The following is a 17016-nucleotide window of genomic DNA, read 5'->3' as shown; positions in this document are numbered from 1 at the left end:
CGTGTCTGATCACGCGAGGGCGGCATCGCGGTGCTTACTAGACCGGTCGTCATAGTTTGGGCTACAGTCGGCCGCATGGTCCGTCGCACCGACACCCGGCAGCGCATGCTCGATTCCGCCGCCGAGCTCTTCCACCAGCAGGGTTACCACGCCACCGGGCTCAATCAGCTCGTCACCGCCGTGGGCGCCCCCAAGGGATCGCTCTACTTCCACTTCCCCGGCGGCAAGGAGCAGCTGGCCGCCGAGGCCATCCGCCAGTCCGCCGACCGGCTCTGCGACCAGCTGCGCACGATCGCCGCGAACGCGCCCGACATCGTCACCGGTATCGAGAACGTGGTCGACGCGCTGGCGACCTCGCTGGAGGAGTCGGATTTCCAGCGCGGCTGCCCGCTCGCGACGGTCGCGCTCGACGCGTCGGGTGACAGCGAGACGATCCGCCAAGCCTGTGCCGACGGCTACACCTCCTGGCACACCGTCATCTCCGACGCGCTGGACACCGAAAAGGCGGACCACCTGGCGACGGTCGTCCTCGCCGCCATCGAGGGCGGTTTGCTGCTGGCCAAGACGTTGCACGACACCGCGCCGCTGCGCGCGATCGCCCCTCACCTCCGTACCACCCTCGAACGGGAGCTGTCCTGATGCGCGTCCATCACCTGAACTGCGGAACCATGCGGCCGGTCGGCGGCAAACTCATCGACGGCAAGCCCGGCCTGTTCCGCCGTGCCGAACTGATCTGCCACTGCCTCCTGCTGGAGACCGACGACGGGCTCGTGCTCGTCGAGACCGGCGTCGGAACACCCACCGTCACCCGGCCGGTCGAATGGCTCGGCGCCGGTTTCGTCCGGCTGGTGCACCCCGACAGCGACGACGACCTCAGCGCCACCACCCAGATCCGCAAGCTCGGCTTCGACCCGGCCGACGTGCGCGACATCGTGCTCACCCACCTCGACCTCGACCACGCGGGCGGGCTCGTCGACTTCCCCCAGGCGCGGGTCCACGTCCACGATCGCGAACTCCAGGCGTTGGAGAAGCCGATCGATCGCAAGGAGGCGAGCCGCTACCGCAAGGTCCAGTTCGACCACGGGCCGCTCTGGCGGTCGTACCGCGCCGACGGTGAGCCGTGGTTCGGGTTCGACGCCGTCCGCGAGCTCGAAGGGGTCCCGGACGTCCTGATCATCCCCCTCGCCGGGCACACCCGCGGGCACGCCGGCGTCGCGGTCGACACCGGCGACGGCTGGCTCCTCAACGCGGGCGACGCCGTCTTCCACGGCGGCGAGCTGGAGCGAAAGCCGCACATCCCCGCCGCTTTGGGCTTCTTCGAGTCGTACATGCAGACGGAGAAGACCGCACGACTGGACAACCAGCGCCGGCTGCGCGAACTTGTCAGTAACAACGGTGACGAGGTGACGGTCTTCGCCGCGCACGACGCCACCGCATTCGAACGGCTCAGCCAGAGGAGCAGGCTATGAAGGTGCACCACCTGAACTGCGGCACGATGCGCGCACCGGGCGGCAAGCTGCTCGACGGCCAGCCCGGCCTGCTGCGCCGCTCGGAGCTGGTGGCGCACTGCCTGCTCATCGAGACCGGCGACGGGCTCGTGCTGGTGGACACCGGTTTCGGCCGCAAGGGCGTCGAGAATCCCGGTGCCTGGCTCGGCACGCCGTTCACGCTGATGGTCGGCGCCAAGCCGGTCGAGACGGAGACCGCGGCCCACCACGTCGAGGCGCTCGGCCACAAGCTCGAAGACGTCCGGCACATCATCTGCACCCACCTCGACGTCGATCACGCGGGCGGGCTCGCGGACTTCCCGAACGCCGTCGTGCACGTGCGCACCGCGGAGCACGACGCGGCGACGTCACCGGCCAACCAGAGCGAGAAGCTGCGGTTCCGCGCCGGCCAGTTCGCCCACCGCCCACTGTGGAGCATGTACGACGAGGCCGGGGACGACTGGTTCGGTTTCCAGGCCGTCCGCGACCTCAAGGGCCTGCCGCCGGAGATCCTGCTGGTGCCGCTCGCGGGGCACACCAAGGGCCACACCGGGGTCGCGGTCGACACCGGCGACGGCTGGCTGCTGCACGCGGGTGACGCGTACTTCTTCCACGGTCAGATGGACCCGGTGAAACCGCATTGCCCGCCGGGGATGACCGCGTTCCAGAACATGGTGCAGACGCTGCGCAAGCCGCGGCTGGAGAACGTCGAGCGGCTGCGGGAACTGAGCCGGGGACACGCCGACGAGGTCACCGTGTTCTCGGCCCACAGCCCGGTGGAGTACCAGGCGCTCAGCCGCGGGCGCTGAAGGGCGCTTTCCCCGCATCGCATGCGGGGAAAGCGCCCTTCAGCCCACGTCAGCCGACCGGCGGCTCGATGGGCTGCCGGTCCTCTTCCCGGTGCGTGGCCCGCATGACCAGCCAGTTGATCCCCCACAGCACGATGCCGACGCCGAGCAGGATCGCGGCGACCTTGTAGTCGCGCGCGGGCCGTCCGGACAGCGGCGTCACCAGGTAGACGCAGAAGATCGCGGCCAGCACCGGGATGATCGTCGGCGCGCGGAAATGCTTGTGCGCCGCCTTCTCCTTGCGCAGCACCAAAACCGCGACGTTGACGATGGCGAACACCGCCAGCAGCAGCAACGCCGTCGTACCGCCGAGCACCCCGATGTCCACAAAGGACACGAGACCGATCGCGATCAGGCTGGTGAACACGATCGCCACCCACGGGCTGCGGCGGAACGGGTGCACGGTGCCCAGCTGCTTCGGGATGATCCGCTGGTTCGCCATGCCGTAGAGCAGGCGGCTGGCCATCAGCATGTTGATCAGCGCCGAGTTGATGACCGCGAAGAGACCGATCGCGGAGAAGACCTCGCGCGGGAAGCCGGGTGCGCCGACGTCGAGGACCTTCAGCAGCGCACTGCTCTTGGCCGCTTCCAGGTCGTCCGCGGGCACCAGCAGCGAAGAGGTCACGGAGACCAGGATGTAGATGGTCGCGGCGATGACCATGCCCCACAGCATCGCCTTCGGGAAGATCCGGATCGGGTCCTTGCACTCCTCGGCCATGTTCACCGAGTCCTCGAAACCGACCATCGCGAAGAACGCCAGCGAAGTCGCCGACGTGATCGCCACCAGCATCGTCTGGTTCTCGGTGTCGAACTCGACCAGCCGCGAGGCGTCCCCGTTGCCGTTGAGCACCGCCCACACGCCGACCCCGATGATGATCAGCAGGCCGGCGATCTCGATACAGGTCAGCACCACGTTGGTCTTCACCGATTCGGCGACCCCGCGGAAGTTGATCAGCGCGAGGCCGATCACGAACAGGATCGCCACCAGTGGCATCGGCGCGGTGATGAACTCGGCGAGATAGGTGGCCCCGAAGGCCTTCGCCGCCGACGAGGCCGACGTGATCCCGGAGCACATGACCGCGAACGCCACCATGAAGGTGAGGAACCGGATCTTGAACGCCTTGTGCGTGTAGAGCGCGGCCCCCGCCGCCTGCGGGTACTTCCCGACCAGTTCCAGGTAGCTGAACGCGGTCATGAACGCGACCACGAACGCGATCAGGAACGGCAGCCAAAGCGCGCCGCCCACCCGGCCGGCGACCTGTCCGGTGAGCGCGTAGACGCCCGTCCCGATGATGTCCCCCACCACGAAGAACAGCAGGAGTTTGGAACCCATCACCCGCTTGAGGCTCGGTTGACCGGCCGGACCGGTCTGTTCTGTTGTCGTCGTGTCCGCCATGCGGCAAGAGTGTGCCGCATCACGTCGGTGGCCGACAATCCGACTTGGTCAGCTCCTCGTCACAGGTTGACAGGCGGTCTCGCGGCTTGTCTCACGATCGGAAGATGGTTTCCGCGTCGTCCAGCCACCGCGGCTGCCGGAGCCCATTCGGCTCGGTGTCCAAAGTGTCGTGGCGCGTGGGCCCGGCCGAGCTCAGCGTGGCGGCGCGCGGTCGACCACCGGTTCGGCCGACCGGAGCCGCGAGAGGTCACGGGACAGATGAGACCTCCTGAGCCGCCGATTGCGAAGAATCCAGACGCGATCCGCCCGACGCCCGTAAGCCAGCTGCACATGGAAGTAGTTGATGTACTCGGCGACGGCCAGAACCCACAACGCCGCGCCCAGCCAGAACCGGCCAAGAGCTCCCGACTGCGCCTCCACCACGATCGGAACGACACCGATCGCGATCAGCGCCACGTTCACGGGCGCCAGCACCCGCAGCACTCGAACGACGATGGCGAGGGCACCGCGGTGACCTCCGAGCCGGCGGTGTTGGCCCATCCAGTAGCCGCTGCCCTGTAACAGCATCACCGCGGTGAGCAGGAACCCGGACACATTCGCGGCCGTCGGAGATACCCCGGCCAGCACGAAAAAGACGACGAAGAACACCACGACACTGACCATCTCGCCGGCCGCCAGGCTCACCATCCGCCGTCTCAGCTGCCGTCTCATCGTCACGCCCTTCGGTCTACGCGGAGTCGGCTCATGGTACGGACATCACCCTGACCTGAGGATGTCCCGGTCAAGAGAACCGGTCACACCGCCGATCATCCGGGCCTGAGGAACGTCGCTGCGGTCGGCCGTGAGAATCGGGCCCGCGATCGGCGCGAAGTGTCCCTTGTGGACACTTCGCGCCGGAGTCCGCCCGTGAGCCGGTCCGGAGCCCCCGATTGCCTCAGTTGGCGTCGACCGCGGTCTTCACCAGCGGGAGCATCATCTCCTGCGTCATCTTGACCGGCCCGGTGTAGTTGACCAGTACCGGCACGTCGGCCACGAGTTCGGCGGCCGCCAGCGTCGCGGTCTTGTTCTCGTCGGTGATGTAGTAGACGGCGCCTCCGCCGACACCGGTGACGTCCTTCGCGTTCGCCTTGGCCTTCTTCAGCGCGGCGACCATGTCGGCGGGCTTGAGCTTCTTGCCCTCGAAGCGGGTCACCGCGAGCGCGCCGATCTGCTTGCCGGCGGCCGAGTAGACACAGCTCTTGGCTTTGCCTCCGTTGGCGGCGTTGTCCTGCACCGGTCCCGGCGCCGACGTCACGCCCTGGATCGAGACCGCCTTGCCCACGGCCTCGGCGGGCAGCAGCGCGCACGGTTCCTTCGAACCGGTGCCACCGGTGGGAGCGGCGGAGGAACTCGGCGCGGCGGAAGGAGCGGGAGCCTGGCTCGACGGCTTGGCCGCGTTGTCCGTCTTTTCGTCCCCGGACGAACAGGCGGAAAGGGTCGCGATGACAGCGGCGAACAGGATGATCGCCCGTGAAATACGCATGGGCCCGACGATAGACCGAATGGCTCAGCCGGCCGGGGCCCGGTACCGCCAGAACGACGGGATGAGCAGGGCCGCGCCGATCACCAGCACGATGACCAGCACTCCACCACCGGAGGCCGCGGCGGCCGTGCCGACCCCGGCGGCGGCCCAGCCGTGGGTGAGGTCGGCGATCCTCGGGCCGCCCGCGACGACGACGGTGAACACGCCCTGCAGCCGTCCGCGCATCTCGTCGGTGGTGGCGAGCTGCAGGATCGACATGCGGTAGATCGCGCTGACCATGTCGGCGGCCCCGGCGAGCGCCATGAAGAACACCGCGAGCCACAGCGAGTTCGCGAGCCCGAAACCGGCGACGGCGGCGCCCCAGACACAGACCGAGACGATCACGCCGACACCCTGTTTGCGGATCCTGGTCAGCCAGCCGGAGAAGAGGCCGATCAGCATCGCGCCCGCGGGGAGCGCGGCGTACAGCCAGCCCAGCGCCGGACCGCCGCCGGGCGGGTCGCCGAAGGTGCGCTCGGCCATTTCCGGGATCAGCGCGCGCGGCATACCCGCGACCATCGCGATGATGTCGACGAGGAACGACGCCAGCAGGATCTTCTGTGTCGCCAGGTATTTGAAGCCGTCGATGATGTCGCGGAGGCCGGCGCGCCGCGCGATCTCGCCGAGCGGCGGGATCGGAGGGAGCTTGTAGACGGCGACGAGCGTCAAGGTCAGCGCGATGACGTCGATCAGGTAGAGCGTCGAGAGGCCGAGGATCGGGATCAGCGAACCCGCGAGCAGCGGGCCGAATACCGCGCCGAAGGTGGCCATCGTGCTGCTCAGCGCGGTCGCGGGGGCGATCAGCTTGTCCGGGACCAGCCGGGCGACGACCGCGCCGCGGGTCGGCATGTTGATCGCGAAGAACGCCTGGTTGACCGCGAGCAGGCCCAGGACGAGCCAGACCGAGCCGATGTTCAGGAACGCCTGGAGCCACAGGACGGCCGAGGTGAGGGTGACCCCGACGTTGGTGACGAGCAGGAGCTTGCGGCGGTCGACGGCGTCCGCGATGGCGCCGCCCCAGAGACCGAAGACGAGCAGTGGGACCAGGGCGACCAGGCCGGTCAGGCCGACGTACGCCGAAGAGCCGGTGAGGTCGAAGACCTGTTTGGGGACCGCGACGGCGGTGAGCTGGCTGCCGACCGCGGTGACCGCGGTGGACAGCCAGAGACGGCGGAACGCGGGGATCTTGAGGGGCCGGGTGTCGACGACGATCGAGCCGAACAGCTTGCGGACGCCTTTGCGCTGGTCAACCCCCACGTCGTCACTCACAACCAGACAGCTTAGCCGCGCTAACTAATCAATCGCGCGCGATTTAGGTCACCGGCCGCGCGTGAAGGCCCCCTTCCCTCGGCTGAGCCGAGGGAAGGGGGCCTTCACGCGCGTGGGATCAGGGCGCGACGCGCTCGATCTGCCAGCCGTCGTCCGTGCGGACGTAGCGGAGCCGGTCGTGCATGCGGTCCTCGCGGCCCTGCCAGAACTCGACGAGGTCTGGCCGGATGCGCCACCCGCCCCAGTGCGGCGGGAACGGGATGTTCTCGACGTCGGCGAACCGGCGCTCGATGCCGTGGAGCGCGTTCTCGAGGGCACGGCGGCCGTCGACGACGCGGGACTGCGGCGACGCCCAGGCCCCGAGCTGCGAACCCCGCGGGCGGGACGCCCAGTACTCGGCGGTCTCGGCGACGTTGACCTTCTCCACTTCGCCGCGCACGTGGACCTGACGCTGCAGGGCGTACCACGGGAAGGTGATCGACGCGTAGCGCGTCGCGGTGAGGTCGTGGCTCTTGGTCGAGGTGTAGTTCGTGTAGAAGACGACACCGCGCTCGTCGAGGCCCTTGCACAGCACGGTCCGGGAGGACGGCCTGCCCTCCGGGTCGGCGGTGGCGAGCACCATCGCGTTCGGCTCGGGGATCCCGGCGGAGACGGCCTGGTTCAGCCAGTCCTGCAGCTGGGCGGTCCACGTCTCCGCCAGCGCGGACTCGTCGAAGGCAGCCCCTTCGTAGGCCACCCTCATCCCGGGCAGGCGAACGACGGCGTCGCCGTTCTCGGCAGCGCCCTCTTTGATCTCCGGCATCATCCGCCAAACCTCCGTACCCGATCGGGGCCCATGACTTCGGCTTTGCCGCCGACGGTATTGCCTAGACGGCGGCGGCGAAACCCACTGAACGGTGACACCCGCCACCCCTGCCCGATCATCTGTGTGTAGCCACTGGACCGCAAGCCGTCACCTGCTCGTCACCCGGCTGGCCCTGATCGATCAAGGCCGAACGTCGGCCCGCCCGGCGCCTCGCTTCGAATCCTGCCGGCCGCCCTCGAAATCGCGCCCGGCTTCGCAAAACATGGAAAGCGCCTGGACAGACCGGGTCGGCGAGGAATTGACGGCCGTCATTTCCGCTTTTGTTTCGTCGATATTTCGGCACTCCGCGAACAATTCTTCCGGTTTCACGGCGGCACCCGCACCCGTCCCCGCCAATTCTGTCGATTGACAGAAATTACCGCCCGGAACATCTCCGTGAGATGTGCCGGCGAAGGCAGGCTCCGGGGCGGCAATTCGCCTCCGAAACCGGCCGTCGCGCTGTCAGTTCGTGACGGTGAACTCCGCCCGGACGATCCAGCCCCAGCAGTCGTACGACGCCGTGTACCGCCCCGGGACCGTCCCGGCCGGACCGTCGCCGCGCAACGCGACACCGATGCCGCCGGTGCCGCCGTCGCCGACCACCCGCAAGGGAATCGGTGCGGCGAGACCGTCCGCGACGAGGGTCGTCGCGAGCTCGCCCGCCCCCGACGGGCGCAGGCAATAGATATCCGCGGTGACCGTCCCACCTGCGACGATGACGTTCGGGCTCAGGACGAGGCTCGACGGTCTGGTCGCGTTCGCCTGTCCCGCGCCGGCCAAGGTGGACAAGATCGCCGCCCCCGCGGCGCACGACGCGGCCGCTCGAAATTTCATCCTCTGCTCCCTCCGGAATTTTCACCCGCCACCCGATGGACGGACGGCGCCCGGCGCCGGGTTGCCCACCCGGCGGGAGTCCGCCCTTTGAGGCGAACGGCCGGATTCAGCAGAATATGACAGCGAATCGTGCAAGAGCCGACGATCACACTAGGTAGACCTTGCGCCACTCGATAGGATCGCCGCCGAGAGCAACGGGGTGATCACCTCTATCCAGAGTGTTCAGAGGTTTTGATGGGACGGCCGGGTGTGCGGCCGCGCCATCGCCATTACCGGCCGGGCTTCCGCGAGGGAGTTCGGCACCGGTCGATCAGTCCTGCGCTCGAACAGCCGGAACTTTCCACGCCCGAGTTACTCCCCTTCCCCAGGAGTGCGTTGTGATTTCCCGTTCCCGCCGTCTCGTGACGGCGTTGTTGTGTGCCCTTTCGCTGGCGGGCGTGACCGCCCTTTCGGCTTGTTCCGACAGCACGGCCGCCTCCGGTACCAAGGTCACGATCGGTTACAGCGCCTGGCCGGGCTGGTTCCCGTGGGCGGTGGCCCAGGAGAAGGGCCTCTTCGAGAAGAACGGCGTGAACGTCGATCTGAAGTGGTTCGACAGCTACACCGAGAGCATCAACGCCCTCTCCTCCGGCGCGATCGACGCGAACAGCCAGACCCTGAACGACACGCTCGCGTCGGTCAGCGGTGGCGCGAAGCTGTCGGTCGTGCTGGTCAACGACAACTCGACCGGCAACGACAAGGTCATCGCCCGCCAGGGGATCACCAGCGTCGCCGACCTCAAGGGCAAGAAGGTCGCCGTCGAACAGGGCACCGTCGACCACTACCTGCTGCTGCTCGCGCTGCAGGAGGCGAAGCTGACCGAGAAGGACATCGAACTCGTCCCGCTGCTGACCGACGCCGCCGCGGCCGCGTTCGTCGGCGGGCAGGTCGACGCCGTCGCCGCGTTCGCCCCCTTCACTACGACAGCACTCCAGCGCCCCGGCAGCCGCGCGATCGCGACGTCCGCCGAGTTCCCCGGCGCCATCCCCGACCACCTGGTCGTCTCCGAGCAGATGTCGAAGGAGCGCAAGAAGGAGGTCCAGGCGCTGGTGAACACCTGGTTCGAGACGATCGAGTGGATCAAGCAGAACCGGGACGAGGCCGTGCGGATCATGGCCAAACGCGGCGCGGTGTCGGTCGAGGAGTACAAGACCTACGACGCGGGCACCACGATCTTCACCAAGCAGCAGAACCTCGACGCGTTCACCCCCGGCGTCACCCCCGCCCACCTGAACTTCCAGGCGGGCAAGATCGCCGAATTCATCGTCGCCAACGGGCTCGCCCAGGCCCCGCCGAACTTCGACGGGCTGTTCGACGACCAGTACGTCAAGGCGGTGAAGTGAGCGCCACGGACGCGTCGGGGCGGGCCGCTCAGCGGACGGACGCCGCCGACGAGGCCGAAGCGCGCCGCCTCGAAGACGAGCAGCGGCTCGCCGAGGCGCAGGAGGAGCGGCGCGGCACGCGGCCGGACTGGTCGCCGCTGCCCCGCCGGGCAGGCCTCAAGCCGAACGCCTCGCCGCTGCTCTCGCTCCGGACGCCGATCCCCGCCCGCTGGCGGTGGACGCTGGCGGTGGCCTCGTTCGTCATCCCGCTGCTGATCTGGGTGACGCTGAACGCGCTGGGCACGATCAAGCCGTTGTTCCTCCCGACGCCGGTCGCGGTGTTCGACGCGCTGCTGAAGATGATCGAGTCGGGTGAACTGTTCAGTGACCTCTGGGCCACCACGCAGCGCGTGCTGCTCGGCTTCGGGCTCGCGATCCTCGTCTCGGTGCCGCTCGGCATCGTGATGGGGACGTTCGACGCGGGGCTGGCGCTGTTCGAGCCGGTCATCGCGATGCTGCGCTATCTGCCGGCGAGCGCGTTCATCCCGCTGCTGATGATCTGGCTCGGCCTCGGCGAACCGTCGAAGGTCGCGGTCCTGTTCCTCGGCACGGTCTTCTTCAACACGCTGATGATCGCCGACGCCGTCCGCGGGGTGCCGCGTTCACTGCTCGACGTGTCGTACACGCTCGGCGCACGGCGCGGCGAGGTGCTGCGCAAGGTGATCGTCCCGCACGCGCTGCCCGGCATGATCGACGCGACCCGTGTCAACGCGGCGGCCGCGTGGAACTTCGTGGTGGTCGCCGAACTGATCAACGCCACCGCCGGGCTCGGCCTGCGGATCATGCGGGCGCAGCGGTTCACCCAGACCGACCGGATCTTCGCGCTGCTGATCGTGATCGGCCTGCTCGGACTGGTCATCGACATCGCGCTGCGGCTCCTGCGGGCCAGGGTCGGGAAGTGGGCGGCATGACGCTTCAGCTGAAGGCGGTCGCCAAGGACTACACGGTCCGAGGCAAGACCACCCGGGCGCTCGACGGGATCGATCTGGACATCGCCCGCGGTGACTTCGTCTGCGTGGTCGGCGCGAGCGGATCCGGCAAGTCGACCCTGCTGTCGCTGATCGCGGGGCTGACCGAGCCGACCGACGGCCTGATCACCCTCGACGGCGACGCCGTGACCGGGCCTGGCCCGGATCGCGGGCTGGTGTTCCAGCACGGCGCGCTGTACCCGTGGCGCACGGTGGAGAGCAATGTCGCGTTCGGACTCGAACTGCTGAGCATCGACAAGGCCGAACGAGCCCGCCGGGTCGACTGGTATCTCGAGGAGACGGGCCTCGGTCACCTCCGGAAGTCGTTGCCCAAACAGCTTTCCGGCGGGCAGAAGCAGCGGGTCGCGATCGCGCGGGCGCTGGTGTGCGAGCCCGACGTGCTGTTGCTGGACGAGCCCTTCGGCGCGCTGGACGTCCAGACCAAAGAGGACATGCAGGTCCTGATCCGCCGGATCTGGACCGACACGCACACCACCGTGCTGATGGTGACCCACGACGTCGAGGAGGCCGTGTTCCTCGGCCGTCGCGTCGTGGTGCTTGCCTCGGATCCGGGCCGGGTGGCCGCCGACATCGAGGTCGGCCTTCCGGCGGAACGCGACCTCGCGGTCAAACGCGCGCCGGAGTTCGTCGCGCTGCGCGCGTCCATCGAAGACCTCGTCCGGGAGCAGCACCGCGGACACCTCGGGCGGAGCCGGGGAGAAAGGTGACCATGAGGCACGGGAAGTCCCGGCCGGAACGCGGGTCGCGGTCCGGACTGCTCGGCAGACTCGGCATCCGGGGGAAACTCAACCTGCTCCTGATGTTGCCGCTGACCGCCGTGGTCCTGGTGTCGGTGCCCTACGTCGCCGGGGAGATCGACGACGCCCGGTCCGCGCGCACCACCGCCGACGTCGCGTCGCAGGCCCGCGCGCTCGGAACGCTGGCCTGGGAGCTGCAGCGGGAACGGCTGCTGACGGCGCACTACATCGCGTCTTCGTCGGCGAGCAGCTCGGCGATGCTGAAGCAGCAGACCGTCGTCGCGGACACGGTGAACCAGGTGCGTTCGCAGCTGAGCGCCGACGCGCCGGAAGAACTCGCGGCGGCGCTGGTGCGCATCGGATCGCTGAACGAGATCCGGGAGAACGCGCTCCGGCGCGGCGCCTCACTCGACAGCGTGGCGCGGACGTACCACGCGGTGATCGACGCGGTCATCAACTCGCTCCGCCTCGTCCCGCAGCAGACCAGTGACGCGGAGGGCACCCAGCAGCTGACCGCGCTCGACGCGCTGCTGCGCGCGAACGAGGAGAACTCGTTGCGCGGTATGGCGTTGATCATCGTGCTGGTCACCCCCGAATCGGGCGCGCCGGTGCTGGCCGACGCGAAACAGCAGTCGTCGCTGTTCCTCGAACGGTTCGTGCAGCAGGCCGACGTCACCCAGGCCACGCAGGTCGTCGCGGTCGAACAGGGCGACACGGGCCGCCGGGTCGACGCGCTGGAAGCCAGGCTCGCGGAAGCTCGTGGCCCGCAGGCCGTGCAGAGCCTGCTGCCGGACATCCTCGGTGCCGTCGACGCCCAGTCGAACCAGCGACGGCTCGCCCAGGACGCGGTCACCACCGGGATCACCGACGCCGCGACCGCACGAGCCGACGCCGCGCAGAACCTGGCGTGGACGATCGGTATCGGCGCCGGCGTGCTGTTCCTGCTGGTCGGTGGTCTCGCGATCGCGGTCAGCCGGTCGATCGCGGATCCGCTGCGGAAGCTGACCACGGCGGCGACCTCGGTCGCGGACCTCGCGAGCACCGAACTGGTCCGCGTCACCGACACCGAGCAGGCCGAAGAACTCGCGCCGCGGCTCGCCACCATCGACGTGTCCTCACAGGACGAACTCGGCAAGCTGGCCGAGGCGTTCAACCGGGTGCAGGCCACCGCGGCCGAACTGGTGGAACGACAGGCCGTCACGCGGCGCAACGTCGGCCTCATGTTCGCCAACGTCGCGAAGCGCACGCAGAACCTGGTGGGCAGGCAGCTCGCGCTGGTCGACGAACTGGAGCGCAACGAGCAGGACGTCGCCCTGCTGGCCAGCCTCTACCGGCTCGACCATCTCTCCACCCGTCTGCGCCGGAACGCGGACAACCTCCTCGTCGTGTCGGGGAACCGCGACGAGGCGAGGATTTCCGGCCCGATCGAGCTGTCGACCGCGTTGCGTTCGGCGCTCGCGGAGATCGAGGACTACCAGCGGGTCCGGCTCGGTTCGATGGGCGACGTCCTGCTGTCGTCGCCGTTCGGCTCCGATCTGGTGCTGATCTTCGCGGAGCTGCTGGAGAACGCGACGTCGTTCTCCCCGCCGGAGTCCTTTGTGGACGTCGGGACGAAGATCCTGCCGGACGGCTCCTGCCTGATCGTCATCGTGGACCAGGGAATCGGTATGACGGCCGAGCGGCTCGCCGAGGAGAACCGGCGGCTGGTCGAACGCGAGCGGCTCGAACTGGCGCCGACCAGTGTGCTCGGGCTGTTCGTGGTCGGGCGGCTCGCGCGGCGGCACGGACTCAAGGTCGAACTGACCGAGACCGAGCCGGGAGCCGGGATCACCGCGCGGCTCACCGTCCCGCCGAACCTGCTGACGTACCGGCCGCCCACGCCGAAGTCCGTCCCCGCGCCGCCGGTGTGGCCGACGGCGGAACCGAGCGACGAGCCCGAGCCGCCGTCCAGGCCGGAGCCGCGGGAAGCCGCGCACGAGCCGCCGACGCTGGCGATCGCCGGGATGATCCCGCGCGACGGCATGCGTACCAAAGACTTCCGGTGGTTCCGCAAGACCGACGGGGAGATCGCGGAACCGGCTCCGGCGCCCGAACCGGCGCCCGTGTACCAGGCACCCGCGCCGACGCTCACCGCCGCCGATCCCGGCGAGACCCGCGGCGGGCTGCGACGCCGGGTCAAGGGCGCGCAGCTTCCCGGCGCCCCCGAGGCGCCTTCGCGACAGAAGTCCAGGCATGATCCAGAAGCGGCCAAGGCGGCCTTCGACGGCTTCGAGGCCGGGCTCGCGAAGGCCACCGCGCCGCCGGCGGCCGCAGCGCCGTTGCCGATGCCGACCCCGACACCGGTGCCCGCCGCTTCGCGCGGCGGTCTCACCAGAAGGGTCCCCGGCGCGCAGCTGGCGCCGGGGCTCGCGCAAGGTCCGGCCGCGCGGCACCAGACCGCGCGGGCGGCGCTGAACACCACCAAGCCCAAGGGCATGCGTGACCCCGAGGCCGAGCGTGCCGCGTTCGACGCCTTCAGTGACGGGTTGGAGAAAGCCGTCAACCCGGAGATGCAACAGAGAGAGAAGAGCAAGAGATGACGACCGGAGTCAGCGTCGAAGCCCGGAACTTCAACTGGTTGGTGACGCGCTTCGCGCAGAACACGGCGAGCGCGATGGGCGCGATCGCCGTCTCGGCCGACGGCCTGCTGATCGCGATGTCGTCGGAACTGGAGAGGGCCAACGCCGACCGGCTGGCCGCGATCTGCTCGGCGATGCTCGGCCTCGCGCACGGCGTCTCCGAGAGCCACCCGCTCGGTTCCCCCGACAAGATCATCATCGAGCTGGAGCAGGGTTACCTGCTGGTCTGCACGATCAGCATCGGGTGCTCGCTCGGCGTGCTCGCCACCAAACAGGCCAGCCTCGGCACGATCGCCTACGAGATGGCGATGTTCGCCAACCGCGCGACCGAGGTGCTCACCCCCGCGCTGATCGAGGAACTCAAGAAGAGCGTCGGCAGCTGAACTGACGAGGGGACAAGGGAATGAGCGACGACCAGGTACCTCAGCCGCGGGGCGCCGAACAGGGCATCTCGCCGCTACGCCCGTATCTGCTCACCGCCGGCCGCGCGCAGCCGGTGGACGGCACGCTCGAAATCGAGGCTCAAGTGCTCACGAGCAGGCTCGGCGCGGCGTCGCACGCGCGGCTGACGTTCGAACGCCGGGAGATCGTCTCCCTTTGCCGGGAAACGAAATCCGTCGCCGAGGTAGCGGCGATGCTCGGCCTGCACATCGGCGTGGCCAGGGTGCTCGTGGCGGACCTCGCCGCACTCGGCTACGTCGTGCTCCGTCGCCCGGCCGGTGCCTTCACCCAGGACCTCGGCATGATCGAAAGGGTCATTCGTGGACTCGAAGCAATTCGCTGAACCGGCGCCCGCCAAGCCGCCGACACCGGTCAAGATCGTCATCGCGGGCGGGTTCGGGGTCGGCAAGACGACCACCGTCGGCGCGATCTCCGAGATCAAACCGCTGACCACCGAGGCCGCCATGACCTCGGCGGGCGCGGCCGTCGACGGCGCCGGCGGGGAGGTGCCGTCGAAGACCACCACCACGGTGGCGCTGGACTTCGGCTGCATCACCATCGACGAAGAGGTGAAGCTGTACCTCTTCGGCACACCGGGACAGGACCGGTTCGGGTTCATGTGGCACGACCTGGTGCTGGGCGCGCTCGGCGCGCTCGTCATCGTGGACACCCGGCGGCTCGACGACTGCTATCCGGCCGTCGATTACTTCGAGAAGGCCGGGCTGCCGTTCGTGGTGGGGGTGAACGTCTTCGACGGCTCCCTCAAGCACGACCTCGAAGACGTGCGCTGGGCGCTCGCGGTGAGCGAGGACGTCCCGCTGATCACGTTCGACGCGCGGCAGCGCCTCTCGGTACGAGACGCGCTGCTCGCCGTGCTGCACAACACCTTCCGGCGGGCCTCCGCCGCCTCATAGCCCTCCCGGGGAAAGAAGTGACAATCTGACCCGATCCGTCACACAATCCTGCTAACCTCGTCCGCATTCCCGCCCGTCCGGTCGCGGGATACGAAACGGGGTGGGTGCCATGGGCGGCAAGTACATGAGCGGGAGCGAGTATTCGGCGACGCTTACGGCCGCGCTCAACAGCTACTGGCAGACGCTGGAGAAGCGCTGGCTGCACGACGCCGGGCAGCTGTTGAGGGGCGGGGTGAGCCAGTTCCCGGGGGCACCGGAACCCACGCGCTGGCAGGCCCCGACCGACTCGTGGGGCCATCTGACGACCTGCCCGATCGTCGAGTGGGCGGTCAATGACGGCACCCCGGCGACCCGGCCGGCGGCGGAGGCCTGCGACGGCTGGAGCGTACGGGACGCGAAGTACGTCGAATGCCGGGCGTTCGACGTCTTTTCCCAGGTCGCGGATTGGGCGTGGCGGAAACGGGAACAGCTGGCGACCGGCATCCCGGATCTCGCGGGCGGGCCGGAACTGTCGTCGCTCGAAGAGGCTTACAGCGCCTTCTCGTCCGTCGAGAAGAAGATGCGGGTCGGCAACGCGATGGGCGACCACGACTTGGACAACATGATCGCGCTGCTCGCGGGCAGCAACGACGACTCGGGCACCCGGGCTTGGATGACCGGCTGGATGGGGCTCGCGGCGAACAGCCTCCGGGACGGTTTCCTCGCGACGGTCCTCCCCACCCTCACGCATCAGGACCTCCTCGTCCAGTGGCTCGGCAACAGCTACTCGTGCCGGGCCACGATCATCCACGCCGCCAGGAACAACATCCTGAACCTCATCGCCGAGGCCACCACCGCGCTCAACGAAGCCGCCCCCGCTCCGGCGGAACCCCCCAAGGAGAAGCTGGTACTGAGCGCCGTCAGCGACAAGTGGGAGTACGCCAAAACCGTCATCGGCGCCTTGGGCCGCACGGCTCCGACCGGCGTCGGCAACGCGCTGATCCTGCTCGAGTTCGCGATGAACATCACCGCACGGCCGTTCAACTCGGACCTGCGGTTCCCTCAGCTGGACGCGTTCTTCGCGCATGTGGAAACCGGCGTCCGCGAACTGCACAGCGACCTGGACAAGGCCGAGAAGGACTACCACGACGCCATCAAGGCCATCGAGAACGAGATCGCCGGGGTCGACCGCATCGATCTCGAGCTCTACGACATGACGCAACCTCCGGCCAAAAGCGGAGCGAAACCAGGATCCGACGGCTCCCAGAAATACGCCGTGGACGTCACGGTCGTGCTGCAGCTCGCCGAGGCCTGCTACGGAGCGGCCGAGATCTACTCGGGCCTGCTCGGGGAACTCGCGAAAACGTCTTACGCCGACGGCCAGCTCGTCGGTCGCGGGGTCGTCCCCACCGAGGCCGACACCGCCTTGAAGCAGTTGCGGAACGACGTCGAGTCCTTCTTCCAGAAGACGACCGCGCGTTACCTGGCCGCGGGCGACCGCATCAAGGAAGCCGCCGAGAAGTACGCGCAGACCGACGCCGAACAGAAGGAACGACTCCAGACGGCGATCGGCACGCTCGGCGACTGGGCCAAGGAAGAGCCTGGCAAGAAGCCCGAAGGTGAACGGCGGGACCGGATCGACCTCGACCCGGACAAGGAAGGCGCCCAGAACTGACGT

At 68.7% G+C, this 17016-nt stretch carries 18 protein-coding genes; 11 read left to right on the top strand and 7 right to left on the bottom strand.

What is annotated here, in order from left to right:
- Positions 1–75 precede the first annotated feature (75 nt).
- From ACZ3HL_RS07810 to ACZ3HL_RS07800, 3 genes are read left to right on the top strand one after another with little or no spacing between them, the layout of a single operon-like run.
- Positions 76–639 carry a TetR/AcrR family transcriptional regulator gene (locus ACZ3HL_RS07810; protein WP_465529546.1) on the top strand — a complete coding sequence of 188 codons (564 nt, stop codon included), beginning with the start codon at positions 76–78 and terminating at the stop codon, positions 637–639.
- The gene (locus ACZ3HL_RS07805) at positions 639–1469 is read left to right on the top strand and encodes an MBL fold metallo-hydrolase (protein ID WP_465529544.1); all 831 of its coding nucleotides are present in this window, start codon (positions 639–641) and stop codon (positions 1467–1469) included. The genes ACZ3HL_RS07810 and ACZ3HL_RS07805 overlap by 1 nt, the downstream gene beginning before the upstream one ends.
- Positions 1466–2296 carry an MBL fold metallo-hydrolase gene (locus ACZ3HL_RS07800; protein WP_465529542.1) on the top strand — a complete coding sequence of 277 codons (831 nt, stop codon included), beginning with the start codon at positions 1466–1468 and terminating at the stop codon, positions 2294–2296. The genes ACZ3HL_RS07805 and ACZ3HL_RS07800 overlap by 4 nt, the downstream gene beginning before the upstream one ends.
- Before the next feature lie 49 nt (positions 2297–2345).
- Here the strand turns inward: ACZ3HL_RS07800 and ACZ3HL_RS07795 are convergent, their stop codons facing one another.
- From ACZ3HL_RS07795 to ACZ3HL_RS07765, 7 genes are all read right to left on the bottom strand, one after another.
- A complete protein-coding gene (locus ACZ3HL_RS07795) occupies positions 2346–3731 on the bottom strand; it encodes an APC family permease (protein ID WP_465410861.1) in 1386 nt (461 codons plus the stop codon).
- A 192-nt stretch (positions 3732–3923) separates the two neighbouring features.
- Positions 3924–4442 (bottom strand): hypothetical protein, encoded by a 519-nt coding sequence (locus tag ACZ3HL_RS07790; RefSeq protein WP_465529540.1) that lies wholly within the window; start codon positions 4440–4442, stop codon positions 3924–3926.
- A gap of 223 nt (positions 4443–4665) precedes the next feature.
- Positions 4666–5253 (bottom strand): DUF3558 domain-containing protein, encoded by a 588-nt coding sequence (locus tag ACZ3HL_RS07785; RefSeq protein ID WP_465410859.1) that lies wholly within the window; start codon positions 5251–5253, stop codon positions 4666–4668.
- 24 nt (positions 5254–5277) lie between these two features.
- On the bottom strand, positions 5278–6561 hold the full coding sequence (locus ACZ3HL_RS07780; protein ID WP_465410858.1) for an MFS transporter: 1284 nt from the start codon (positions 6559–6561) through the stop codon (positions 5278–5280).
- Positions 6562–6679: 118 nt separating this feature from the next.
- The gene (gene pdxH / locus ACZ3HL_RS07775) at positions 6680–7366 is read right to left on the bottom strand and encodes a pyridoxamine 5'-phosphate oxidase (protein ID WP_465529538.1); all 687 of its coding nucleotides are present in this window, start codon (positions 7364–7366) and stop codon (positions 6680–6682) included.
- Positions 7367–7546: 180 nt separating this feature from the next.
- Complete coding sequence (locus ACZ3HL_RS07770; RefSeq protein WP_465529536.1) at positions 7547–7735, bottom strand: hypothetical protein; 189 nt, start codon at positions 7733–7735, stop codon at positions 7547–7549.
- Between the two features lie 132 nt (positions 7736–7867).
- Positions 7868–8239, bottom strand: coding sequence for a hypothetical protein (locus ACZ3HL_RS07765; protein WP_465529534.1), 372 nt, complete (start codon positions 8237–8239; stop codon positions 7868–7870).
- Between the two features lie 377 nt (positions 8240–8616).
- On the opposite strand from ACZ3HL_RS07765, the gene ACZ3HL_RS07760 reads away from it, so the two are divergent.
- The 8 genes from ACZ3HL_RS07760 (at position 8617) to ACZ3HL_RS07725 (ending at position 17013) form a co-directional block, all read left to right on the top strand.
- Entirely contained in the window at positions 8617–9621 is a 1005-nt protein-coding gene (locus ACZ3HL_RS07760; RefSeq protein ID WP_465529532.1) for an ABC transporter substrate-binding protein, read from the top strand.
- The gene (locus tag ACZ3HL_RS07755) at positions 9618–10571 is read left to right on the top strand and encodes an ABC transporter permease (protein ID WP_465410855.1); all 954 of its coding nucleotides are present in this window, start codon (positions 9618–9620) and stop codon (positions 10569–10571) included. The genes ACZ3HL_RS07760 and ACZ3HL_RS07755 overlap by 4 nt, the downstream gene beginning before the upstream one ends.
- Positions 10568–11356, top strand: coding sequence for an ABC transporter ATP-binding protein (locus ACZ3HL_RS07750; RefSeq protein ID WP_465410854.1), 789 nt, complete (start codon positions 10568–10570; stop codon positions 11354–11356). Before ACZ3HL_RS07755 ends, ACZ3HL_RS07750 begins: the two co-directional genes overlap by 4 nt.
- A gap of 2 nt (positions 11357–11358) precedes the next feature.
- Positions 11359–13965: a sensor histidine kinase gene (locus ACZ3HL_RS07745; protein WP_465529530.1), complete on the top strand. Its 2607-nt coding sequence runs from the start codon at positions 11359–11361 to the stop codon at positions 13963–13965.
- The gene (locus tag ACZ3HL_RS07740) at positions 13962–14387 is read left to right on the top strand and encodes a roadblock/LC7 domain-containing protein (RefSeq protein ID WP_005156032.1); all 426 of its coding nucleotides are present in this window, start codon (positions 13962–13964) and stop codon (positions 14385–14387) included. Before ACZ3HL_RS07745 ends, ACZ3HL_RS07740 begins: the two co-directional genes overlap by 4 nt.
- A gap of 20 nt (positions 14388–14407) precedes the next feature.
- On the top strand, positions 14408–14788 hold the full coding sequence (locus ACZ3HL_RS07735; RefSeq protein WP_034308529.1) for a DUF742 domain-containing protein: 381 nt from the start codon (positions 14408–14410) through the stop codon (positions 14786–14788).
- Positions 14766–15359, top strand: a complete 594-nt coding sequence (locus ACZ3HL_RS07730; protein ID WP_465529528.1) for a GTP-binding protein — start codon at positions 14766–14768, stop codon at positions 15357–15359. The genes ACZ3HL_RS07735 and ACZ3HL_RS07730 overlap by 23 nt, the downstream gene beginning before the upstream one ends.
- A gap of 109 nt (positions 15360–15468) precedes the next feature.
- Complete coding sequence (locus ACZ3HL_RS07725; RefSeq protein ID WP_465529526.1) at positions 15469–17013, top strand: hypothetical protein; 1545 nt, start codon at positions 15469–15471, stop codon at positions 17011–17013.
- The last annotated feature ends 3 nt before the right edge of the window (positions 17014–17016 follow it).

It is taken from the genome of Amycolatopsis sp. NPDC000009 (genome assembly GCF_055563465.1).
Note: the sequence above shows the minus strand (reverse complement) of the source record. Positions and strands in the feature narration are given on the sequence as shown.

Coding starts and splice junctions, on each gene's coding strand:
- ACZ3HL_RS07810 (WP_465529546.1), top strand. CDS start 76: ATGGTCCGTCGCACCGACACCCGGCAGCGCATGCTCGATTCCGCCGCC.
- ACZ3HL_RS07805 (WP_465529544.1), top strand. CDS start 639: ATGCGCGTCCATCACCTGAACTGCGGAACCATGCGGCCGGTCGGCGGC.
- ACZ3HL_RS07800 (WP_465529542.1), top strand. CDS start 1,466: ATGAAGGTGCACCACCTGAACTGCGGCACGATGCGCGCACCGGGCGGC.
- ACZ3HL_RS07795 (WP_465410861.1), bottom strand. CDS start 3,731: ATGGCGGACACGACGACAACAGAACAGACCGGTCCGGCCGGTCAACCG.
- ACZ3HL_RS07790 (WP_465529540.1), bottom strand. CDS start 4,442: ATGAGACGGCAGCTGAGACGGCGGATGGTGAGCCTGGCGGCCGGCGAG.
- ACZ3HL_RS07785 (WP_465410859.1), bottom strand. CDS start 5,253: ATGCGTATTTCACGGGCGATCATCCTGTTCGCCGCTGTCATCGCGACC.
- pdxH (WP_465529538.1), bottom strand. CDS start 7,366: ATGATGCCGGAGATCAAAGAGGGCGCTGCCGAGAACGGCGACGCCGTC.
- ACZ3HL_RS07765 (WP_465529534.1), bottom strand. CDS start 8,239: ATGAAATTTCGAGCGGCCGCGTCGTGCGCCGCGGGGGCGGCGATCTTG.
- ACZ3HL_RS07750 (WP_465410854.1), top strand. CDS start 10,568: ATGACGCTTCAGCTGAAGGCGGTCGCCAAGGACTACACGGTCCGAGGC.
- ACZ3HL_RS07745 (WP_465529530.1), top strand. CDS start 11,359: ATGAGGCACGGGAAGTCCCGGCCGGAACGCGGGTCGCGGTCCGGACTG.
- ACZ3HL_RS07740 (WP_005156032.1), top strand. CDS start 13,962: ATGACGACCGGAGTCAGCGTCGAAGCCCGGAACTTCAACTGGTTGGTG.
- ACZ3HL_RS07735 (WP_034308529.1), top strand. CDS start 14,408: ATGAGCGACGACCAGGTACCTCAGCCGCGGGGCGCCGAACAGGGCATC.
- ACZ3HL_RS07725 (WP_465529526.1), top strand. CDS start 15,469: ATGGGCGGCAAGTACATGAGCGGGAGCGAGTATTCGGCGACGCTTACG.